Here is a 21,449-nt window from a genome sequence, read left to right on the forward strand (position 1 = left end):
TTAACTGTTGACGGTTGACGGTTGACTGTTTAAAGAACACTTGCTGGTAGTGGTGGATTTGCAAGTTCTTCTTTTTCAAAAACTCTGTCAATCAAACCGTAATCCTTGGCTTGATAAGGAGTCATGTATAGGAGACGATCCATGTCTTTGGTGATTTTTTCTGGTGCTTGTCCGGTGGTGCGGGCGAAAATATCAACCATTGAACCTTTGTTTACCAAGACTTCTCTGGCTCGAATTTGAATATCCGTTGCTTGACCTTGGGCGTAGCTCTTTGGTTGATGCAGGATAATTGAGGCGTTGGGTAAACTAGCGCGACAACCTTTTGTCCCAGCACTCAGTAACATTGCTGCCATCCCCATCGCCGAACCGATGCAAATGGTGTGAATTGGAGGCTTGATGTATTTCATGGTGTCGTAGATGGCGAAGGCTTCAGTTTCAAAGCCAATAGGTTCGCCACTATAACCGGAGGTGCCAGTGGAGTTTATATAAATTTTAATTGGTTTGTCGGGGTCGTCAGACTGTAAATACAATAGTTGAGCGACTATCAATTCCGTAACAGCAGGAACCAGTGGCATCCCCAGATAGACAATTCGTTCCTTGAGTAAAAGGGAGGGTAAATCTGGTGGCGGTGTCCTGTAGGAGTTGTCACCGTAGTAAGGGGCTTGAACAGCCTTGATGGGGGAAATGTCCATAGCAACTGATCGCCTGATATAGTGCCGTTAACTGTAATACATCCTAGCGCGATGCTAGCTCTCTTCAAGTGCGGTTTTCTCGCTAATCAGAGGTAACAGAGCATCTGCCAACAGGTGGCTCCTAAGATATTCTGAATATATTATCTGAAATATATTAATGGATTGACTTTAATAAAGTTTTCCGTAGCGCTGGTGTAGCGTTTTGGAGTTATTCATGAATGTATCTATCCTAACCAGGAATTAAGGGTTATGAAAGTTAATTTGCAGCCTGTCCTCAATGATGCCAATTTGGATGCACAACAGCCAAGCAGCCAGCGTCAGTTGGCAGTTTCGATTTCGGCTGGTGCTGAACCTCAAGACCGTACTGTGCCGCTTAATTTATGCCTGATTCTTGACCATAGTGGCTCGATGAATGGGCGACCCCTAGAAATAGTCAAACAGGCGGCAATTCGTTTAGTTGACCGTCTGAAGACAGGCGATCGCCTAAGTGTGGTAGCTTTTGATCACCGTGCTAAAATCTTAGTTCCCAATCAAGTCATCGATAACCCAGAACAAATCAAAAAACAAATCAGTCGGCTGGCGGCTGATGGTGGGACAGCCATTGATGAGGGTTTGCGCTTGGGGATTGAGGAATTAGCCAAGGGGAAAAAAGAAACGATTTCTCAAGCTTTTTTGTTAACCGATGGGGAAAACGAACACGGTGATAACAATCGCTGTTTGAAATTTGCTCAACTGGCGGCTGGTTATAACTTGACGTTGAATACTCTGGGATTTGGCGACAACTGGAACCAAGATGTTTTAGAAAAAATTGCGGATGCAGGCTTGGGAAGTTTGTCTTATATCCAGAAAGCCGAACAAGCGGTAGATGAGTTTGGTCGTCTGTTCAGTCGGATACAAACGGTGGGTTTGACAAACGCCTATTTGCTATTGTCTCTTGCGCCTAATGTCCGCCTCGCAGAACTTAAACCCATTGCCCAAGTTGCCCCAGACACAATTGAGTTACCCCTGCAACAAGAAACAGATGGCCGTTTTGCTGTTCGCCTGGGAGATTTGATGAAGGATGTAGAAAGGGTGATTTTGACTAATATTTATCTGGGTCAGTTGCCAGAGGGTAAACAACCCATTGCCAATGTGCAGATCCGTTATGATAACCCAGCACAAGACCAAACCGGGTTATTCACTCCCAATATCCCCGTTTATGCCAATGTTGTTAGGGCGTACCAACCAGCTATTAATCCCCAGGTGCAACAGTCGATTTTAGCTTTGGCTAAGTATCGGCAAACCCAGCTAGCAGAAGCCAAATTGCAACAAGGCGATCGCGTGGGTGCGGCTACTATGTTGCAAACTGCTGCCAAAACTGCCCTGCAAATGGGTGACACAGGCGCGGCGACAGTTTTACAAACCTCTGCGACTCAACTACAGGCTGGGCAAGATTTATCAGAAAGCGATCGCAAGAAAACCCGGATTGTCTCCAAAACCGTCTTGCAAGATACCCCTCCCAAATGAAAGTTCAATTGCTAAGAGCGTTAAGTGATACTAATATTGATGCCACTCAATTGAGCAGCCAGCGTCAATTGGCAATTTCCATTTCTGCTGTCGCCGAGCAGTTCGAGCAAAATTTACCACTCAATTTATGCTTGATTTTGGATCAAAGTGGTTCCATGCACGGTAAACCTTTGAAAATGGTAATTGCGGCTGTTGAGAGATTATTAGATAGGTTACAGCCGGGCGATCGGATTTCAGTTGTGGCGTTTTCCGGGTCTGCGACAGTCATTATCCCCAATCAAATAGTCGAAGATCCCGAAAGTATCAAAATTCAAATTAGAAAGAAACTACAGGCTAGCGGCGGTACAGTTATTGCCGAGGGTTTGCAACAGGGAATTACAGAACTGATGAAGGGGACAAGAGGCGCTGTTTCCCAAGCATTTCTCCTTACGGATGGTCATGGTGAAGATAGTCTCAAAATTTGGAAGTGGGAAATTGGCCAAGATGATAGCAGGCGTTGTCTGGAATTTGCCAAGAAGGCGGCAAAAATCAACCTCACTATTAATACTTTGGGATTTGGTAATAATTGGAATCAGGATTTATTAGAGACAATTGCTGATGCTGGTGGCGGAACTTTAGCTCACATTGAGCGTCCAGAACAAGCTGTCCATCACTTTAATCGCCTGTTTGCGAGGGTGCAATCGGTTGGTTTAACGAATGCTTACCTCATGCTGTCTCTTGCGCCGCAAGTCCGGCTAGCAGAACTGCGACCCATTGCCCAAGTTGCCCCTGATATTATTGAGTTACCTGTAGAACCAGAAGCAGATGGGACTTTTATTATCCGTCTGGGAGATTTGATGAAAGATGAGAACCGGGTGGTTTTAGCGAATCTTTACCTGGGAAAGCTACCGGAAGGACAGCAGGTAATTGGTAATGTACAAGTCCGCTATGATAATCCAAGTCTGAATGAAGAGGGTTTGCTTTCACAAATTTGGCCGATATATGCAAATGTGATGCAGGCCTATCAAGCGGATTTCGACCCTCATGTACATCAATCTATTTTGACATTAGCTAAGTATCGCCAAACTCAATTAGCAGAGACAAAATTGCGCCAAGGCGATCGCTCTGGTGCGGCGACAATGTTACAAACAGCAGCCAAAACTGCTTTACAAATCGGCGATAATAATGCAGCCACGATTTTACAAACTTCTGCTACTCGGCTGCAAGCTGGGGAAAAACTTTCAAATGCAGATTTAAAGAAGACTAGAATTGTGTCCAAGACAGTTTTACAAAGTTTTTAATTCTATGAAAACTACTGGTATTCATCATGTAGCGATTATTTGCTCAGATTATGAGCGATCGAAGAAATTTTATGTGGAAGTTCTAGGATTCGGAATTATTCAAGAAACTTTTCGTGCTGCTCGCAATTCCTATAAGTTAGATTTACGGATTAACGAAAATACGCAAATTGAATTGTTTTCTTTTCCTAACCCACCCCAAAGACCAAGTACTCCAGAAGCCTGCGGTTTAAGACATTTATCCTTTGCTGTTGAGAGTATAGAAGAGACTGTTGCTTATTTACAATCTCATGATGTAGAGGTGGAAAATATCAGAATTGATGAGATTACTAGTAAGAAATTTACTTTCTTTAAAGACCCGGATAATTTGCCTTTAGAAATATATGAACATTAATAGAAAATTTTCAAACATCCTCTAAGTATAAGGGCTAAATTAAACCTAACTGCAAATTGCCGGGTTTCTTTACTCCCTTCTCCGCGTCGGAGAGGGGCTAGGGGAGAGGTCAGAAAAGACTTGTCGAACTCACGTTAAAATAGAGTTAGGAAAGGTAGAATTTACTAGATTAGGAAGTTCTATGATGACTTTACAAGAAATTATTAATTCTATTGAAAGTTTGCCCACAGAAGATCAAGAGTATTTATTTGAGTTTCTTCGCCAGCAAAGAATTGAGAATCGACGGGTTGAAATTTTGGCTAATAGTCAGGAAGTAATGCAGGCTTTGAAAGATGGGACAGCAAAGAGAGGCAGCGTTGATGATTTGATCGCTGATTTACTAGGAGACGATGATGGAAGTTGTCTGGAGTAGTGGATTTAAGCGCTCTTTCAAGAAAATTATCAAGAAAAAACCACAATTAAAGGATCAGATAGTTAAGGTATTAAGGCTTTTAGCAGACGACCCATTTACACCTTCTTTAAAGTCTCATAAGTTAACAGGAGATTTAGCTGGTTTGTGGTCTTGTTCTGTTACTTATAATTGTAGAATTGTATTCACTTTTTCTGAGGATGAAACTTTATTAGAAATGCTTATTTTACTGATTGATATTGGTAGCCATGATGAAGTATATTAAATTATTAACTCTGTTCTGATTTTGAGGTAATGATTTCTGTGGGACGTAAAACTTTTTCACCGATGAGGAAACCTTGACGGACTATTTTAGTAATTGTTTGGTCTTCTACATCATCTCTAATTTCTCGGTCTACCACTCGGCAAAAATTAAAATCGGGTTGGTCACTTTGCAATTCTATAGGTAAAACTTGGCGCTTGCTGAGGACGCTGAGAAATTTACGATGGACTGCGCCTACGGATTTGGGTAAGCGCTGGAAAAATTCTGGGCTGGGGTCTGGGTTATTTTCTAGGTAGTTGAGTAAGGCTTCGAGTGCGTCGGTAACTTCCAACAGTTCTAAGAATAAATCTTCAGTATTGGCTGTGGTTTGAGTTTGTTGTTCTCGCAGGGACTGCTGGAGTGAGGTATTTTGCTTTTGTAAGCTGCTAAATTCTTGGATTAACCAGTCCCGTTGTGCTTGAGTTAGCAGATAGCGGTTCTCGATAAATGTCGCTACATCTGGGGAAGATGTGGGGATTTCTGGCTTGATACCCAGAAAAGTGGATTTTAGCCAATTGGTGACTTGGAGATAAATTGAGGGTGAGTCAGACACGGGACATCTCTTTTGATAAATGAGGTAGAGTTTTATTTGCCCAAGTTTGCACTTGGGGATGGGGATGATTGACTAACATCTGGCAGAGTGCCACGGCTCTTTGTAATTGTCCACCGAGCTGATAAGCTCTAATGAGCCACATCTGTGCTTGGATATAAGCTTGAGTATAGCGGTCTTGACAGATGTGGCAGTAGTCTTCTAAGTATTTTATGGCTTTGGGGTAACGTCTTTCTTGGCAAGCTGTGATACCCTCGCTTAAGAGTTCTGCTAGGGGTATGGTTAAGGGTTCTCGTTCTTGGTTTTCTTCTTGGGTTGCTTGAGCGATCGCCTTTTCTAATCCATCAAATTCTGGCAATATAGCTAAGGTGGGGGCGGACTCTGCTAAGGCTGATAAGTCACTATATTTAAAACGTTTAATGGGAGGCAATATAGGACGTAAATAGTCAGCAATGATGCGTTCTTCTGGCTTCATCAAGCTTTTTTGGGCTTTCGCAATCACATCTACAGGATATTGCTTGCGCTTCATCGCTACTGCTACAGCTTTGGTAATCTCAGCTTTTGATGCTGCTTGAGATACACCTAGAATATCGTAGGGATTCTGTTCCATGTTTCACCTTTTTTCAACGAATATTTAGTCGGCGGTAAATTTCTTGATAATCTGGGTCATGGGGACAGAGTTCATATACCCAACGACCTAATTGATGGACTAAATGGGTAGGTAATGTTTCACTTTTAAGTCCTCTAATCAAGGTCATCATCAAATAATCGCCAACATAGGAATGAATAGCGTCATATTGTGAAGACTTGGCACGGCGGACGGCTTCTTGATGGCGATCGCCTTTGATGAGATGATGGATTTCATATAGTTCTTGGCTAATCAGATAGATTTCTTGGATATTTGGTTCATCGGGACTAAGTTCATAAGCCCAGCGACCTAAATCATAAATTTCTTCAAAGCCAAATTTTCGGGTTTTAAATCCATCAACTAAAATATCTACACAAATTTCAGTGACTATATTTTTAATTTTGGGATGTCCATTTTGTTTAGCAAAATTAACTGCTCCTTCTAGATTATTCTTATTTAAAATTTCTTCAATTACTTCTACTGCCAACGCTAATTCAATTCGCTGAATTAAATCTATGACAATAGGGTTGTCAGCATCAATTAGTTTAATTTTATCTAGTTCTCTAAGAGCTTTTTGCTTAGATATTTGTTTATTAGCAACTTGTTCTCTAATTCTTTCTGCTTTGTATTCAGCCAAATAAGTTCTCGCTTTGGGGCTATCTAAAATGTCGTACCAAAATTGAGCAAAAACTAAATTTTCCTGGTCTTCCGAGATATTTTGACGCTGTAAGCTACAAAGTCTATCTAGTTCTATTTGCCATTCTTCATTAACCTGAATTTCTGATTTTGCTTGCTTAAGTGGATTAATTGCTTCACGCCATTTATGTTGTTGTAAGTAATAGCATCCTTCATAATAAGCAACAAAGTTATGAGCAAATATTTCTAACTCAGAAGTTGCTGGATTTATAGGTTTAAGTTTAATTGCTCTTTGGCTATCTCCTGCCACACAAGCCGCTACTGCTAATCCCCAATTTGTGTATAAGCAATGTAAGTTTTTTTGTTGAGGATCTATTTGACTGAAATTATTGCCTTGGATAAGATTGAGATAATGATTATAGCAACCAGGAGTTAAAAATATATCGTTTATTTTCATGCCTTTGACTGGAGGTTTGCTCATTAAATCAAGAGCTAATGTTTCTAGTCGCCAGCAATCACGAGACTTTAAATAATTATTAATATTCTTGTCTCTTATAGTATCAATAAGTATTTCTATTCTGTTTTTTATTTGATTAAATACCAAGTCTAAATCAACAGATTTGTTACCTAGCCAAGGCACATCTTGAAGATTTATATCTTTATGGAGATTTGCTAAGGACGTGGATAAAGAAATAATTGAATTCATGATTTGACTTGAGTCATTTTGAGCGTAATAGTAATTAGCTATAGCCCAATTATGTAAGGTAATCATATTAGGTTCGGCAATCCAATCCTTTTCAGCTTGTTGGCTAATCAATTGCCAGTTAGCTCCTTGCCAAGTTGCCGCTTCAAGACGTGGCTGGATATGTTGTTGGAGATTTTTTTCTACTAACTGATTAAAACCAAATATTTGGGTAAATTCTCTACTAGCTATTTTTGCTTGTTCTATATTTTCGGCCTTAACTAATTCTTCAATATTTTGTAGAGAAAATAGCCTTTGTCTTTGGCTGAGAATTTTGAGAATTTCTCGTTGTTCACTGATTTGTGCGCCCGATAATCCTTGCCATTCTCGATATGCTATTTGTAAATTTTCTTGTTGTGCATAAGCAAATCCCCGTAGATATACAGCTTGTTCTCCCGGTAAATCTTGCAAGTAAGATAGTGCTGTTTCCCAGGCTTGAGTTTTAATTGTGACTAAGCCTAACCTAATGCGGCAATTAGTGTTTTCTGGTAATAGAGATTCAGCATTTTCGTATAAAGAAATAGCTGTGGGGAAATCACCAACTTTTTCTGCGGCTAAACCTCGGCGAAAAAATTCTCTACCTTTAACTAGTGATTTGAGTTGGTGTAATAACTCATGTCCATCGGTGCGGGGAAATCTAGCTAAAGCAGATTCTAAAAGGGCGATCGCTCCTCGTAATTTTCCTTCCGTTTCTCCCTGTCGCACTCTTTGTAAACTAGCTTCGTAAACTTCTTCTTGTGGAACTTGCTGTGTAGCGGTAGCAATGGCTTGAGTTAGTAGCTGGGTGGAATAAAGTTGTTCAGCTTGCTGGTAAATGGCGATCGCATTTTTAAAAAACAGATTTTCTACCTGGGATTGGCCTTGCTGTACTAATCCTTGGAACTGGTGGCGTTTCTGTAGTTCTTGTTGACATTGTTGAATGGCTTGCAATATCTTCTCGTCGTGGAGGATTTTGCTACAACGCTGATAAATGGTAATAATACTCGTCAGGTTTGTTGTCTCCCCAGGATCGCCAGTATCTTGTTTGAGCAGAGTTTTAGCACTAGCAAGTTGTTTGTCAACTGTCGCTACTTGTTTACGCCATTCTTGTAATTGCTGAGTTAGTTGATTTACCAGATTACCTAAGAGGATTTGGCAAATCAACCGTTCCCAAAAACCGGGTTTTCTCGACCAAAAACTTAGGGCTTTTTCGGCTATGGTGATGGCTTCCCGCAGGTGCTTTGTTTGGGCTAGTCGTGCTGCTTTTTGGCTAGCTTCCTTAGTTTGTGGTACTTGCAACCAAGCATTCACAATTCCTATCCCCAAATGATTTTTAGTGAATCTATTCAAGTTTTCCAGTAGGTTCATTGAACACCTTCCTGGCACTGAGGAATTTTTAACACCTGTCCCACCTCTAGATAATTTTCTCTACCTATCAGTTGGGGGTTGGCTTGTACTATTGCTGGCAAAGAAACTCCCTGACCACACAATTTTTGCGCGATCGCACTGAGGTTATCTCCTGTTTGAACTGTGTAGGTGGTTGGTTCTGGGGGCTTTTGGGGTGTAACAGGGCTGGGTTGAGTAATAACTACTGTATTTAACTGCGGTCGAGAAAATATCAAATTCGTCGCCACTCCCAGACCTATGGCAATAATTAGCAGCAACAGGGCAATTCTTAATGGCCAAGGCGATTGAGTCGGGACTTGTGGTAACGCTTGCAGCATCCGAATTACACGTAAATCGGCATCACAATTGGGGCAAGTATCGCCTGTAATATCTTGGTAACTGCACACAGGACAATTAATTTGCATCATCGGCTGATTCCTGTAGCAATTATATTGCTAGGTAATTCCTGATTCAGCCAAAGTTTGACATCTGGCTGTAGTTCTTGCCACAAGCGATCGCTTTCTTTTCCATTGCCACTTTCCATCGCTTCTAGTAGACGATAAAGTTTATCCGACATAGCACTAGCTTGAGTAGGTGCAACTTGCCTTGCTTGGCGGATAGCTAATAAACTAGCTTGAATAACTTGGACTTCATTTGGTAGATTATCCAGTTCTCGTCTAGCATCTTCGCTGTAAGACTCCATTCCCGATAAGTCATGGGTATTAATTGCCCCTTGCAAATCTTGACTCAGCTTTTGTAATCTTTCCTTTTGTGGTGGGGGAATGAGGAAACCGCAAATTTGAACGATGCGATCGCATTCATTCATCAATGACTTTGCGTCTAAAGCTTCCTTAGACATGGAAACTTGGAATTTCTGCAAGCTGACTTTAGCATCATCACGTTTATCAATGCGTTCTTCCTCAGTTTTAGGATCGATAATACTGTTAGCTAATTTGACTACTGGAACTGCTAGCTTCAATGCTTCTTCCACACCAAATTGAGTTAAGTCTTGATTATTGAGTTCAGCGATCGCTACTTCTAATTCTCTATAAATTTTCTCATCCGAGCGCCCCCGTGAAAACGTACAGCTCACTCTTTCCGCCGGGTCATTTTTCAGGGTTGCTGTCATTTTCAAATCGCTATTTTTCTCGTCCAACTCCAAATTCACTAAAATTTCCGTTCCTTTGGGATAAACCTCGTTTAAACCCAACCACATATCCCCGATACTTTCTTCTTTATCGACCCCATCCAATTCTTTCCTCACTTGGTCAGGGCTAAAAAACTGGAAGTGAATTAACCGTTGTCCATCAGCCACAGTTTTGAAGGTGTGGGATGTGATGACAGGCAGAATATCATTACGGTTAATAACTTTATAGCGATCGTCTAGTAACTTGATGTAGTAATCACGGGATACTGTTGTAACTTTATCTGTTTGCCCAGCCGCCACAATCGCCGCACCTTCCGCCACCGCATACATCGGTCTCGGATGCAAAACTACCTTATTATTACCAAAAGCCTCCTTAACTTTGTGTTGTACTAAAGGAATTTGGGAAGACCCCCCAACCAACAGCACTATATCCACCATTTCCAAGTGATATTCTGCATCTTGTAAGGCTAGGCGGCAAATCTGCACTGAACGATCAACCAAGTCATTAATCATCGCCTCAAATTGCTGACGAGTAATTTCTACTTCAATGGGGATGGCAATGCCTAATTCGTCCAGTAATTGAGTTGCTGGGCTAATCCGTGCTACTTGGGCGCTACTTAATTCAACCTTGGCACGTTCTACCGCCATTTTCAGGTCAGCGTTAAATCTTAGCCTTTGGTAATGGGGCATTTTGGCTATTAAGCCATCAATATCGGCAATTCTCTCTTCCTGGGCAACTTGGGTTTTGACAAAGTTCATAATTTGAGAATCAATGTCATCCCCACCTAACCATAAATCTCCCGCTTTCCCCTGTTCAATAAATGAAGTACCAGCTGCGGTAATCAGGGAAGCATCAAATGTACCGCCACCAAAGTCGTAAACTAGAATCGTCTTTACATCTTCGCTATCTGGCGAAAAACCGTAGGATATAGCAGCAGCAGTCGGTTCTGGTAGTAATTCTAAGGGTGTCAGTCCGGCTTTGAGGGCGGCGGTACGGGTGGCGTGCCGTTGTTGGTCGTTAAAATAGGCAGGGATAGTAATTACCGCTTGGTCGATGACTTCGTCTATTTTGCCAATTCCTTGACGATAAGCTTGGGCATTAGATACAACTTTTTTGAGAATCTCCGCCGATATATCCTCTGGACTGTATTCCCGTCCTCCTAGCCAAACCGCAATGCTGTTATCAGTTCCGTGGCTAGGTTCAGTAATTTTGTAACCAACCTCTAACCTTTGTTTCTTGACTGCTTGGTCGCTAAAACCCCTACCTATCAACCGTTTAATGGAAACAATCACATTTTCCGGGTCAGCCCGTAACTGATTGTAAGCTTGATTTCCCACCAATAATTTATCCTGGTCATAGGCAACAAGCGATCGCGTCAATTTTCTATCTGGTGGTGTATTGTCGTTAGCTGTCACCACCTCTACTTCCGCTAACTTAAAAGCACCAACAGAATTAGTTGTTCCCAAATCAATTCCGATTGCTTTACCCATGCTGACCCAAGACTTTTTTGTATAAATTGTTGAGAAGAACCAAGCTTATACACGAGTAAAATCCCTATTCATTAAGGGTTTTTATCGATTACTTAGACTTTGCTCAACCAATGTTATACAAAACACTTGAAAACTAACCTCAGCAAAACTACTGTCAAACCAACAGGTTAGCAAAAGTTTATATGCAGTTATCAGCGCTAACTTATTGTTTTTGAGTTTCCCTCAGGGTTTGACCTGCGAGTATACAAGTATGCCCAGGCAATTAACACCGCTTGAAATGGTAATCTTGCCACATAGAGTAATTGATTATGCGGAATGCCATCAATGGGAATGTTATGCAGCGCCATATAAATATTGGCAGGAAACACAGCAATAAATAAGGAAATAAGCCCCCATGCTGCTGCGACGCTGACGGATGGAATCATTAAGCCGATACCACCGAGAATTTCAAAAAACCCGCTAACGTAGACTGATGTAAATGGCGGAAATGGTGGTGGTACAATCCGAGCATACTGCTCTGGTCTAAGAAAATGGGTGATGCCGACTATGATGATAGCGACAGCTAAAATACCACGGAATAACTCTTGGCGATGATAACCTTGGTCGATTACAGAAGACATACACAGATAGAGAATGTACTTAGAACATGGTAAATATTGTTTTCCTGTAGTTCTTCTATCTGAGGTTAGCTATTCTTCTGTCTACGGACTTCCAGATAAAACAATATCCCATTGGAATTGTTGACTGTTAACTGTTGAAAGTTAACAGTCAACAAAATTTAAGCAGAATAATGTATTTTTTGGTGTTTCCTTAAATATTTAAATCCTGTAAAGCCAGACGAATTTGTTCCATGCGCCTGCGATTAACACCGAGATCCGAATCTCCGATACGAGATGCCGATCGCAGATGAATTACTGACTCATCAGGAGGTAAATAAAATTCTACATCATCAACAAATTTAAAAATACGGCTCTTAGAAAGGGCATGGATATAGTTATCAGTCTGTTCTACAACCTCCGTACGCGGTACAACTGTCAGCACCTTGAGTAAAGTTTCTCGTGCTTTGTCCCGGTCTACATGATAGGGAATTGGTTCAATGGCGTGTTTAGGATCAGCATTTTGACTGACAACACAATTTGGAGAAGCTGGACAAGCACTAAGATGACCGCTATCAACCCCCAACCCAGAATGAGAAGCCCAAGTAGGCGCAGGAAATATGACAATACTTGTCAAGAATAATATTGCCGAAACCATACTCCATAGGAGTTGGCGAAAAGCGAAAGGTTTTAGTAGAGGTAACATGATCAATATACTCCTCAAAATTTAATACCCATTCGAGTATAAATGTTGGAAACCCTTACACCGGTCTCAACAGACAACCTGTTTGTGTAAGTCCTAAAATATATAAGCAACAAGAATTACTCCCCACCCCCCATTTTTATGACTATCGAACGCATCCCCAAAAAACATTATCCTAAGGCTGATATTTGGCGAAGAGGTTTCGCTTTGGGTGTGGATTTTCTTGGTGTTTGGTTAGTTAGTTCTTTCTTGGGTAATAGTGGTGGTATCGGTATTCAAGTTGTGCAAATTTTAGTTTTTGTGATCGGTTGGTTAATTTTGCGGGTGTTGGTTGTCTTTAACAATCAAGGACAAAGTTTAGGGCGTTGGGCGTTTGATTTAAAGGTGCTGGAAGTGGAAAACGGGGAAGTTGTCCCCAGGATTCCTGAATTGCTGGCACTGTTCAAGAGAGAAGTTATAATTGGCTTTGGTGTTCTTTTGCTGTCCATTGCTTTGGGCAACATTAGACTCAACCCTACTGCCATATTGCTAGTGATTCCTCTGGCAATTGACTGTGGTGCGGCTTTCTCTGATACCCAGATGCGGCAGGCTTGGCATGACCGCTACGCTGGAACTTTCATAGTTTCGTCTAGTCGGGGCTATTCTCTTGATTTAAAAATTAAGCGAATAGTTGGAACTTTACGACGAAATGTGAGACGATAGTCATTTGTGTTAATTCTCTTCAGGCTTTAGCGTTTGATAAGATTATGGCTAAAAGTAAAGGTGCGCGCATTATAGTCACACTGGAGTGTACTGAATGCCGGACAAACCCAGACAAGCGATCGCCAGGTGTTTCCCGGTATACCTCAACCAAGAACCGTCGTAACACCACCAATCGTCTAGAACTGAAAAAGTTCTGTACCCACTGTAATAAACATACCGTTCACAAGGAAATCAAGTAAAGATGAGCTATTACCGTCGTCGCCTGTCTCCAATTAAGCCTGGAGAACCGATTGATTACAAAGACGTTGATTTGTTGCGTAAATTTATCACCGAGCGTGGTAAAATCTTACCCCGAAGAATTACTGGTCTAACCGCTAAACAGCAGCGAGAATTGACATTAGCAATTAAACGTTCCCGTCTTGTGGCTTTGTTGCCATTTATCAATGCGGAAGGCTAATTCTAGTCAGTGGCGAGAATTTTAGATTTTGGATAAACGGAAGTGGCTACATAAATAGTGTTATGTAGCTTTAAATCGTCTGAGTCCATAATCTAAAATCTCAATTAGTGTAGGATATTGTTCTACAGTTAAAATCACAGGATTTTGGATTTAGTAGTCATTATTGAACTCCAAAATCTAAAATCTATTTGTTAACCAATTAATTGCGAGAGTTGTGGAGAAGGGGACGCTAGTTGAATTTAGGGTTCAAGGCGATCGCCGTTTGGGCGTGGTAGACCGCCCAGATGGAAAAACCCGTTGGTTTGTGGTAGATGAACGTGGTCAATCCCACAGCCTCGCGCCTAGACAAATTACATATACAGTTAACGGCAATACTTATAAGCCATCAGAGATTGACAGGTTTTTGGAGGAAGTCAAGCCTTATCTCGACCCCTCTAGCTTAGAAGTGGCGTGGGAATTACTAGTAGAAGATGGAGAAACAGTCACGCCATCCCAAATGGCTAATCTACTGTTTTCAGAATCCAACTCAGCTCCCAGTTATGCTGCTCATTGCTTGTTATCAGATGACAAGTTATATTTTAAACAAAAAGGTGATGCTTACGAACCGAGAACGGCGGCTCAAGTAGCAGAGCGCAAACACCAGATAGAAGTAGAAGCCCTCAAAGCTAGGGGACAGCAGGAATTTTTGACGCGTGTCGAGCAAGCACTCCAAGGGGAAGCAGTAGAGTGGCAGCGTCATGACCGCCAACGCCTAGAAGGATTGGAAAAGTATGGAACACTTTTGGCTGACATTGTAAAGGTGGGGCTAAACTATGATTCTCTGGCGCGTGCCTATCCTCCTCCAGCCCCAGTTTTAGAAACAATGAATATGCTGGGGCGGCCCGCAACCCCCCAAGGCGCTTTTCAATTACTGGTAGATTTGGGGTGGTGGAGTGCCACAGAAAACTTGTTCCTGCGTCGTTCGTCAATTCCAGTTCAGTTTCCTAGCAAGGTATTAGAAGTGGCGCAACAGCGTTTGGATTTCCCGCCGACAGACTTAGACACAAATCGCCTTGATTTGACTCACCTGAAGGTCTACACAGTTGACGATGAAAGCACCACTGAAATAGATGATGGATTGAGTTGGGAAACACTCCCCGATAGCCGGGAAAGATTGTGGGTGCATATCGCCGATCCTACCCGCTATTTAGCGCCAGAAGATGATTTAGACCTAGAAGCCAGGAAGCGAGGTAGCACAGTTTATTTACCCACGGGAATGATACCCATGTTCCCCGAAGTATTGGCAACTGGCCCCATGAGTTTGGTACAGGGAAGAGTTTGTTGCGCTTTGAGTTTTGGTGTTGTCTTAGATGGGACAGGGGCAGTACAGGACTTTACTATTCATCCTAGTTTAATTAAGCCTACCTATCGCCTCACCTACGAAGACGTAGATGAGATGTTGGAACTAGGCGTACAAGCAGAACCAGAAATTGCGGCGATCGCTACATGGGCAACTAAACGCAAATCTTGGCGGTATAATCAGGGTGCCATCAGCATCAATATGCCGGAGGCGATGATTAAAGTCAAAAATGACGACATCAGTATCGACATTTTAGATGACTCCCGTTCCCGGCAGTTAGTAGCAGAAATGATGATTCTAGCCGGGGAAGTTGCAGCCCGTTACGGTCAAGTACACAACATACCCTTGCCCTTTCGTGGTCAACCACAACCGGAATTACCCCCAGAAGACGAATTACTCAGACTGCCAGCCGGATTTGTCCGTGCTTGTGCCATGCGGCGTTGTATGCCCAAGAGTGAAATGAGTATTACTCCTGTGCGTCACGCTGGTTTAGGTTTGGATACCTACACCCAAGCTACATCTCCAATTCGCCGCTACAGTGACTTACTCACGCACTTTCAACTCAAAGCCCACCTGCGGGGTGAAGTTCCTCCCTTTACCGCCGAAGAACTCAAGGAAGTGATGATGACCGTCACCAGCACCACCCAAGAGCTGACAATGGTAGAACGGCAAACAAATAGATACTGGGCGTTGGAATATTTGCGCCGCCATCCAGAAGAGATTTGGCAAGTAACAGTTCTCATGTGGTTACGGGAAGATAGTAACTTAGCACTAATATTGTTAGAAGATTTGGGTTTACAATTACCAATGGTATTCAAGCGATCGGTGAGACTCGGTGAACAGGTATTAGTAAAAGTTAGTATCTCCGATCCGCAAAAGGATGTAATTCAGTTCCAAGAAATAATTTATCAAGAAGCCCAGACAGCAGCGAATTAGATCAGATTAGCGATTTTCACCTTGGCTATTCTTGAGTAGTTTTTGAGCAACCATATTAGTAGGGTGAGTCAGACGGCTTAAATTCTGTCAATCAACAAATTTTTGATATCTGACGCGCCCTACGCCTGAAATGGGCAACACATCATTGGGTGAAGAAGACGCGATTCATCGCGTCTCTACAAACAAATGGTTTATTTGTGCCATTCTTTTTTCAAATTGGTGTTACCAAATTTTTAACTTTTTGTACACACCAATTCGATAGATGAACTATTATTAATAAAGGAATAAATTAGAGATATATGGTAAACACCTGGTAAATATAGAGGCTGAAATATTATTCAAGCCTCTATTTTATATTTAAAATATTTATTTTTGGTCAAAAGTATTTTCCTGAAAAGTCAAAATCACTTATCATTTTTTGTTTTTTGGCAACACATACTAAAGGAAGATGATCAGGACAACAATCCAGTTTAAATTAATTTATTACGTTGTTAAGCACAGCAATTATCGAGGTTTGGTGTTGAACCAAGCCTTTTTTGTATGTAAATATGCCAGTTCATAACAGGTCTGAAAGAATTTGCATACAGTCTAAGGATAGATGAACTAAGGTGCTAGAAGGTTTAAATTAAGCTTGGTGTAGTAAATGCTTGGTATACATAAAGGCTTGGCTCTACCAGGCCTTTTTTGTTGGTTATATATCAATACGGTTCAGTGGAGAGATGGCTTCAACTTACCACCACGTCTAAGTTGTTAGCCTTAAATGAACTGAGTAGAACAGGGATAATTAAAGACTTATAGTGAGAAATTTACAAGGATTAAAGTCCTTACTATGAACTCAATCTTATTGTTTTTACAATATTTAACATAGTTGTTTTTTTCTCCAGTCGTTCTATCAACGTGCAGAGTACGGAAGGTAAAGGTACACGATTTCAGGTGCATTTGCCGGCTTTAGTTTCTGACATGGAGACTCAATCAGCTGATTCTGTAGAGATGGAATCGCCTACTGGCAATAGAGAATTAATTTTAGTAGTAGATGATGAGGCAATTATTCGTGAAATTACCAAATCATCTCTAGAAGCATACAATTATCGAGTATTAACTGCTAGTGATGGTGAGGAAGCTATATCAATCTATACAGGACACCAAGAGCAAATTAGTGTGGTGTTGTTAGATATGATGATGCCATCAATGGATGGGGCGATCGCTATCCGCAAGCTACAAAAGATTAATCCCCGGATCAAAATTATCGCTATTAGTGGGCTTTTATCTGAACTCCATGAGAGTGCAATTGCTAACATGGGAGTAAAGGCATTTTTATCTAAACCCTGTACAGCCAAAGAGTTAGTACAGACAATTCATACCGTCCACACTGACAATTAACAGTGAATTTACAGAATCTTCCTGAAGATATAGATTTTTTATCTCCGTAATTTTGTTAATATTATTAAAATTTTTATCAAAAAGTAACACTATGGCATTATATGCAGAATTGCATAGACACTTGGGTGGTTCTGTTGTCCCCCGTGTCTTATGGCGCTATTTTGAGCGACACTCATCGGAGTTGATTTCCCAGTTTGCCGAATACCCAGAGTTTGAAGACTTCTACACCCGTCCCCGTAATACCCTAGATGAGTATTTAGAACTGCACACCCTTGTAGAAAGTGTACAAACTGTAGAAACTCTGCCTTACTTTATTTATCGTTTGGTACGGGGTGCCTACATTTTTGAGAATTTGGCTTATCTGGAACTGCGCTACACTCCCTACTTGCGGACACCAGAACATCTCAGCCAGTCCCAAAGAATTGACAAGATGGCAGAAATTGTCAAAGTTGTAGGGGAGGCTAGTAGACAGCCAGAATACCCTATTGTGACGAGCCAAATCTTGTGTATGCACACACGTTTACCTTACGAGGTGAACAAGGCAATTATTGATTTGGCGGCGCAAAACAAAAATTATGTGTGTGGCATAGATGTAGCGGGGGGTGATAGCCATTACGCCGATCGCCTGTCCGAATGGATCAGTTTATATGAGTATGGGCGATCGCTAGGGGTTAATACTACTGGACACTTTTACGAAACCCCATCTGGTTGTTACCCCCAACTCTTACCTTACCTAATGCGGATTGGTCACGGTATCCAAATCCCCCTCTTGTATCCAGAGTTACTGCCAGATGTAGCTAGGCGCGGTCAGTGTTTAGAAGTCTGTCCCACAACTTATATTCAAACAGGTACTTTACAAGACATCCGCCAACTGAAATTAGTCTTTGACCGATGTTTTGATGCTGGGGTAGATATTGCTATCTGTACCGATAACGCCGGGCTGCATAATGTACGTTTGCCATTTGAGTATGAAAATCTCTTAACTTACGACATTATCAACTTTGAACAGTTACAAGCTTGTCAGGATGCAGCTTTCCGCCATGCCTTTGCTTGGCCTTATGGTGAACGTCCTGCATCCCTATTGAATGAATTACTACAACCGGAAACTAGCAAAGTTTTAGCACTGAAAGACTAATTAACGAGATATGGGAATAGTTTTATTTGCACATCGTTTCGTTTTGGCTGTTAACAGTTGACGGTTGACGGTTGAGTGTCAACCAATTGTAGATTGCCGATTGTAGATTTGAGATTGACTGCACCCACAAGAGACGCAGCTTGAAGATTTGAGATTGATGATTTTAGATTTATTCCGCCGACAAGCGGCGGGGTTTGTACCAAAAACATTTAATCTGCAATCTGCTATCTGCTATCTTCAATCTTCTCGATCAAGCTAAGATAAAACCCTGACAACACAGGTCTTTCAAGTCTGTCAACAGACAACAGTCAACCGTCAACACCTATCATTTAAAAGCGTCATAGCTTAACACCCAGTACCCTGACAAAACTCATCCATCCAAGAAGCTAGACTACTGGCATTACTACCAAGTGATGGCTGAAATTTGTTGTTTGGTGCTGGTGTTTGTTGATTTGCGTATTGTTCGTTTTGGGTAATTTCCGTAGCTAATGTTGGTGATGGTAGAGTTTTTGGCTGACTCGAAACATTAGTGATAATTTCTAGTACTCTGACTGATTTACCGTTACGGTGAGATGCGGTAGCTAAGGCTAATTTTAGGGATGGTAGAGGTTTAGTTTTGTCAGGAGTTTGTATCGTTATAGATGATAACTTACGGTTGATTGCAGGCGATCGCTCTGGCTGAGAATTGCTAGAAACTGCGTTTACCTGTGATGTAGTATGGCGGATTGCTGCTTGACCGTTTCTCGAAGAGAGAATTGCTGGTTTAAATTCGTGTGTACTATCAGCCTCCTGAGTTGCTGTAGGCAATGGTAAAGGTTTATCTACCAGTGACAAAACAGGTTGGTTTTCCCAATGTTGATTGTGAGACCCGTTCTTAAGAGCAAATTCATTGAATGTGATGGCTTTGCTTTCTGTCTGCTGTTTTTCCTGGTTGGTGTGAGATTCGTTTTTACGTAATTCAATATCAGGATTAAAATTCAAACCTAAAGCAGCAACAATCTCATCGGGGTTATTATTTAGTTCCATAATAAAAGCCAGTGTCTGCTCAAATTGTGGTTCTAAAACAGATAGCGTTGCCAAAATAAATCCAGAGGAAGGTCGCCGCAAACCATTATAAGTAGCCCAGACCTTCATTTTGACTAACCAAAAACGATTTTGCTCGTAATAACTCAGCCACTTCATCTTCAAGGATTGACGCAGCTCCTGAATGTCCATTGGATGCCTCGCTTCAGTCAAAAATAGTGCAGACCTGTATGTAAGCTATTCTGCTTTGAAGTTGCATAATCCATCGTGAGAGCTGTTGACCGTTGACTGTTAACTGTTAACAGTCAACAGCCTTTATTAGTAGTTATGCAATTTAGGCGCGCATTAGCTTATTATCCCTGGGGATGAAACCGATAATAAAGCATCTGCTGGACTTTTTGACCACCTAGCAAGTGTTGTTCTACCAATAGAGGTACTTCATGAGGTTGAATGCCGCTATACCAAACCATATCGGGTAAAATCAGCACCATCGGCCCGTTTCCACACTGACCTAAACAACCACTACCTGTTACAGTCACATCTACGACAGGCAAAGCTGCAAAAGCTCTTAACACCTCTTTTGCACCTTGCTTTTTACAGGTGCGATGTTGACATACGCGTACACATCTGGGGGTGGAAGGCTCTGTTAAAGGCAAGTTTGATGGTTGCGTAATGTTAGTCATCTTTTCAACCTGAAATCTTGTCGGTTACATTTTGCTGTTGTTCGCTTTGCCTAACACGGGTTTGCCGATGTTTTTCCTCGTCTGATATGGCTGTCGCCAGTAGTGTTAGGACATCAATAGTCCAAGATGTAGGGTGCATCAGTGCGATAAAATCTAGCTGTACTAGGAAATTATTTATACTGACGCACCCTACTAACTAATGACCAATGACTAATGACTAATCTACAGTTAATCCTTTGGATGCAAGCCAATCGCGGTTGAATATGCGGGATTGGTAGCGAGAACCACTGTCACACAATATAGTAACAATCCTGTGACCAGGCCCCAATTGCTTTGCCAAAGCTACAGCACCGGCAACATTAATACCTGTGGAACCACCCATTAATAAGCCATCCTTTCGCAGCAATTGGTAAACTACCCGCAAAGCTTCATGGTCATCTATCTGGATGGCATCGTCAGCTGGTGCGCCTTCCATATTAGCTGTGACACGGCTGTTACCAATACCTTCGGTGATAGAGTTTCCTTCTATCTTGATTTCACCAGTTTTGATATAGCTATATAAACCGCTACCTAATGGGTCAGCTACTACGCATTTAATGGCAGGATTTTGGTCTTTCAGATACATAGCTACACCGGCAAATGTGCCACCAGTACCAGTGGAAGCTACCCAGCCATCAACTTTACCATCAGTTTGTGTCCAGATTTCTGGGCCTGTGGTTTCGTAGTGAGCGCGGCGGTTAGCTAAATTATCAAATTGATTTGCCCAAATTGCGTTGTCTAACTCCGCCGCAACTCTGCCAGAAAGTTTAACGTAGTTATTTGGGTCTTTGTAAGGTACAGCCGGCACGGGACGGACTTCTGCACCCAAAGCTGTGAGTGCATCAATCTTTTCTTGTGATTGGGTGTTAGGAATAATTATCAGGCATTTGTAGCCTTTGGCATTGCAAATATGGGCTAATCCAATGCCAGTATTACCAGCAGTTCCTTCTACAACGGTTCCACCTGGTTTAAGTAGTCCTTTTTTTTCTGCGTCTTCAATGATGTAAAGTGCAGCGCGGTCTTTAACTGAACCACCGGGATTGAGAAATTCTGCTTTAGCAAGAATCTCACATCCTGTTTCTTCACTAAAACTGTTTAAACGAATCAGTGGTGTGTTGCCAACAGTGCCTACAAAACCATTCTTGATATCCATTGTGTTTTGACTTGAGTGGAGTGCATATAAAAATTGTGACTTATAGCGGTGGCAGGATATACACTTAATTCAAATCGTTAGGCGATCGCTATCTTTAAGTAAGGTCAGTAAGAGAAAAAGGGGCAGGGGCAGGGATCAAGGGAGAAAATCAAGACGGAGCTTGTA

The 21,449-nt window shown here is 41.8% G+C and carries 23 protein-coding genes; 11 read left to right on the forward strand and 12 right to left on the reverse strand.

The window, feature by feature from the left end; translation table 11 throughout:
- Positions 1-29: 29 nt before the first annotated feature.
- Positions 30-692 carry an ATP-dependent Clp protease proteolytic subunit gene (locus tag H6G14_RS08930; protein ID WP_011318142.1) on the reverse strand — a complete coding sequence of 221 codons (663 nt, stop codon included), beginning with the start codon at positions 690-692 and terminating at the stop codon, positions 30-32.
- A gap of 249 nt (positions 693-941) precedes the next feature.
- Between H6G14_RS08930 and H6G14_RS08935 the strand changes: the two genes are divergently transcribed.
- The 5 genes from H6G14_RS08935 to H6G14_RS08955 all read left to right on the forward strand — a co-directional run bounded on the left by H6G14_RS08935 (position 942) and on the right by H6G14_RS08955 (position 4,543).
- A complete protein-coding gene (locus H6G14_RS08935; protein WP_190566960.1) occupies positions 942-2,198 on the forward strand; it encodes a vWA domain-containing protein in 1,257 nt (418 codons plus the stop codon).
- Positions 2,195-3,478: a vWA domain-containing protein gene (locus H6G14_RS08940; protein WP_190566961.1), complete on the forward strand. Its 1,284-nt coding sequence runs from the start codon at positions 2,195-2,197 to the stop codon at positions 3,476-3,478. The genes H6G14_RS08935 and H6G14_RS08940 overlap by 4 nt, the downstream gene beginning before the upstream one ends.
- A gap of 4 nt (positions 3,479-3,482) precedes the next feature.
- Positions 3,483-3,869 (forward strand): SMU1112c/YaeR family gloxylase I-like metalloprotein, encoded by a 387-nt coding sequence (gene gloA2 / locus H6G14_RS08945; RefSeq protein WP_190566964.1) that lies wholly within the window; start codon positions 3,483-3,485, stop codon positions 3,867-3,869.
- 181 nt (positions 3,870-4,050) lie between these two features.
- Complete coding sequence (locus H6G14_RS08950; RefSeq protein ID WP_010998603.1) at positions 4,051-4,281, forward strand: hypothetical protein; 231 nt, start codon at positions 4,051-4,053, stop codon at positions 4,279-4,281.
- Entirely contained in the window at positions 4,262-4,543 is a 282-nt protein-coding gene (locus H6G14_RS08955) for a type II toxin-antitoxin system mRNA interferase toxin, RelE/StbE family (RefSeq protein ID WP_190567009.1), read from the forward strand. Before H6G14_RS08950 ends, H6G14_RS08955 begins: the two co-directional genes overlap by 20 nt.
- A gap of 4 nt (positions 4,544-4,547) precedes the next feature.
- Here the strand turns inward: H6G14_RS08955 and H6G14_RS08960 are convergent, their stop codons facing one another.
- From H6G14_RS08960 to H6G14_RS08990, 7 genes are all read right to left on the reverse strand, one after another.
- Positions 4,548-5,132 (reverse strand): nucleotide exchange factor GrpE, encoded by a 585-nt coding sequence (locus tag H6G14_RS08960; protein ID WP_190566966.1) that lies wholly within the window; start codon positions 5,130-5,132, stop codon positions 4,548-4,550.
- Entirely contained in the window at positions 5,125-5,739 is a 615-nt protein-coding gene (locus H6G14_RS08965) for a J domain-containing protein (RefSeq protein WP_190566968.1), read from the reverse strand. The genes H6G14_RS08960 and H6G14_RS08965 overlap by 8 nt, the downstream gene beginning before the upstream one ends.
- A 13-nt stretch (positions 5,740-5,752) precedes the next feature.
- Positions 5,753-8,482: a tetratricopeptide repeat protein gene (locus H6G14_RS08970; RefSeq protein ID WP_190566969.1), complete on the reverse strand. Its 2,730-nt coding sequence runs from the start codon at positions 8,480-8,482 to the stop codon at positions 5,753-5,755.
- Positions 8,479-8,928 (reverse strand): LysM peptidoglycan-binding domain-containing protein, encoded by a 450-nt coding sequence (locus tag H6G14_RS08975; protein WP_190566972.1) that lies wholly within the window; start codon positions 8,926-8,928, stop codon positions 8,479-8,481. Before H6G14_RS08975 ends, H6G14_RS08970 begins: the two co-directional genes overlap by 4 nt.
- The gene (locus H6G14_RS08980; protein ID WP_190566975.1) at positions 8,925-11,138 is read right to left on the reverse strand and encodes an Hsp70 family protein; all 2,214 of its coding nucleotides are present in this window, start codon (positions 11,136-11,138) and stop codon (positions 8,925-8,927) included. The genes H6G14_RS08975 and H6G14_RS08980 overlap by 4 nt, the downstream gene beginning before the upstream one ends.
- Before the next feature lie 197 nt (positions 11,139-11,335).
- On the reverse strand, positions 11,336-11,758 hold the full coding sequence (locus H6G14_RS08985) for a DoxX family protein (protein WP_190566980.1): 423 nt from the start codon (positions 11,756-11,758) through the stop codon (positions 11,336-11,338).
- A 190-nt stretch (positions 11,759-11,948) separates the two neighbouring features.
- The gene (locus tag H6G14_RS08990) at positions 11,949-12,440 is read right to left on the reverse strand and encodes a DUF1499 domain-containing protein (RefSeq protein ID WP_190566982.1); all 492 of its coding nucleotides are present in this window, start codon (positions 12,438-12,440) and stop codon (positions 11,949-11,951) included.
- Between the two features lie 138 nt (positions 12,441-12,578).
- Between H6G14_RS08990 and H6G14_RS08995 the strand changes: the two genes are divergently transcribed.
- From H6G14_RS08995 to H6G14_RS09020, 6 genes are all read left to right on the forward strand, one after another.
- Entirely contained in the window at positions 12,579-13,139 is a 561-nt protein-coding gene (locus H6G14_RS08995) for an RDD family protein (protein ID WP_011318155.1), read from the forward strand.
- 44 nt (positions 13,140-13,183) lie between these two features.
- A complete protein-coding gene (rpmG, locus tag H6G14_RS09000; RefSeq protein WP_010998585.1) occupies positions 13,184-13,378 on the forward strand; it encodes a 50S ribosomal protein L33 in 195 nt (64 codons plus the stop codon).
- 2 nt (positions 13,379-13,380) lie between these two features.
- Positions 13,381-13,596, forward strand: coding sequence for a 30S ribosomal protein S18 (gene rpsR, locus H6G14_RS09005; protein WP_010998584.1), 216 nt, complete (start codon positions 13,381-13,383; stop codon positions 13,594-13,596).
- 214 nt (positions 13,597-13,810) lie between these two features.
- Entirely contained in the window at positions 13,811-15,871 is a 2,061-nt protein-coding gene (locus H6G14_RS09010) for an RNB domain-containing ribonuclease (RefSeq protein ID WP_190566985.1), read from the forward strand.
- Positions 15,872-16,768: 897 nt separating this feature from the next.
- Positions 16,769-17,251, forward strand: a complete 483-nt coding sequence (locus H6G14_RS09015) for a response regulator (RefSeq protein ID WP_338421186.1) — start codon at positions 16,769-16,771, stop codon at positions 17,249-17,251.
- A 91-nt stretch (positions 17,252-17,342) separates the two neighbouring features.
- Entirely contained in the window at positions 17,343-18,386 is a 1,044-nt protein-coding gene (locus H6G14_RS09020) for an adenosine deaminase (RefSeq protein WP_190566987.1), read from the forward strand.
- A 345-nt stretch (positions 18,387-18,731) separates the two neighbouring features.
- Here the strand turns inward: H6G14_RS09020 and H6G14_RS09025 are convergent, their stop codons facing one another.
- The 4 genes from H6G14_RS09025 to H6G14_RS09035 form a co-directional block, all read right to left on the reverse strand.
- Positions 18,732-19,601 (reverse strand): DUF5331 domain-containing protein, encoded by an 870-nt coding sequence (locus H6G14_RS09025; protein ID WP_190566989.1) that lies wholly within the window; start codon positions 19,599-19,601, stop codon positions 18,732-18,734.
- 161 nt (positions 19,602-19,762) lie between these two features.
- A complete protein-coding gene (locus tag H6G14_RS09030; RefSeq protein ID WP_190566990.1) occupies positions 19,763-20,092 on the reverse strand; it encodes a (2Fe-2S) ferredoxin domain-containing protein in 330 nt (109 codons plus the stop codon).
- Between the two features lie 4 nt (positions 20,093-20,096).
- Entirely contained in the window at positions 20,097-20,231 is a 135-nt protein-coding gene (locus tag H6G14_RS34005) for a hypothetical protein (RefSeq protein ID WP_277884309.1), read from the reverse strand.
- A 78-nt stretch (positions 20,232-20,309) separates the two neighbouring features.
- Positions 20,310-21,284 carry a cysteine synthase A gene (locus H6G14_RS09035; protein WP_190566993.1) on the reverse strand — a complete coding sequence of 325 codons (975 nt, stop codon included), beginning with the start codon at positions 21,282-21,284 and terminating at the stop codon, positions 20,310-20,312.
- Positions 21,285-21,449: the final 165 nt, after the last annotated feature.

Origin of the sequence: Nostoc parmelioides FACHB-3921 (assembly GCF_014696625.1) — a bacterium.
GTDB classification, from domain to species: domain Bacteria; phylum Cyanobacteriota; class Cyanobacteriia; order Cyanobacteriales; family Nostocaceae; genus Trichormus; species Trichormus parmelioides.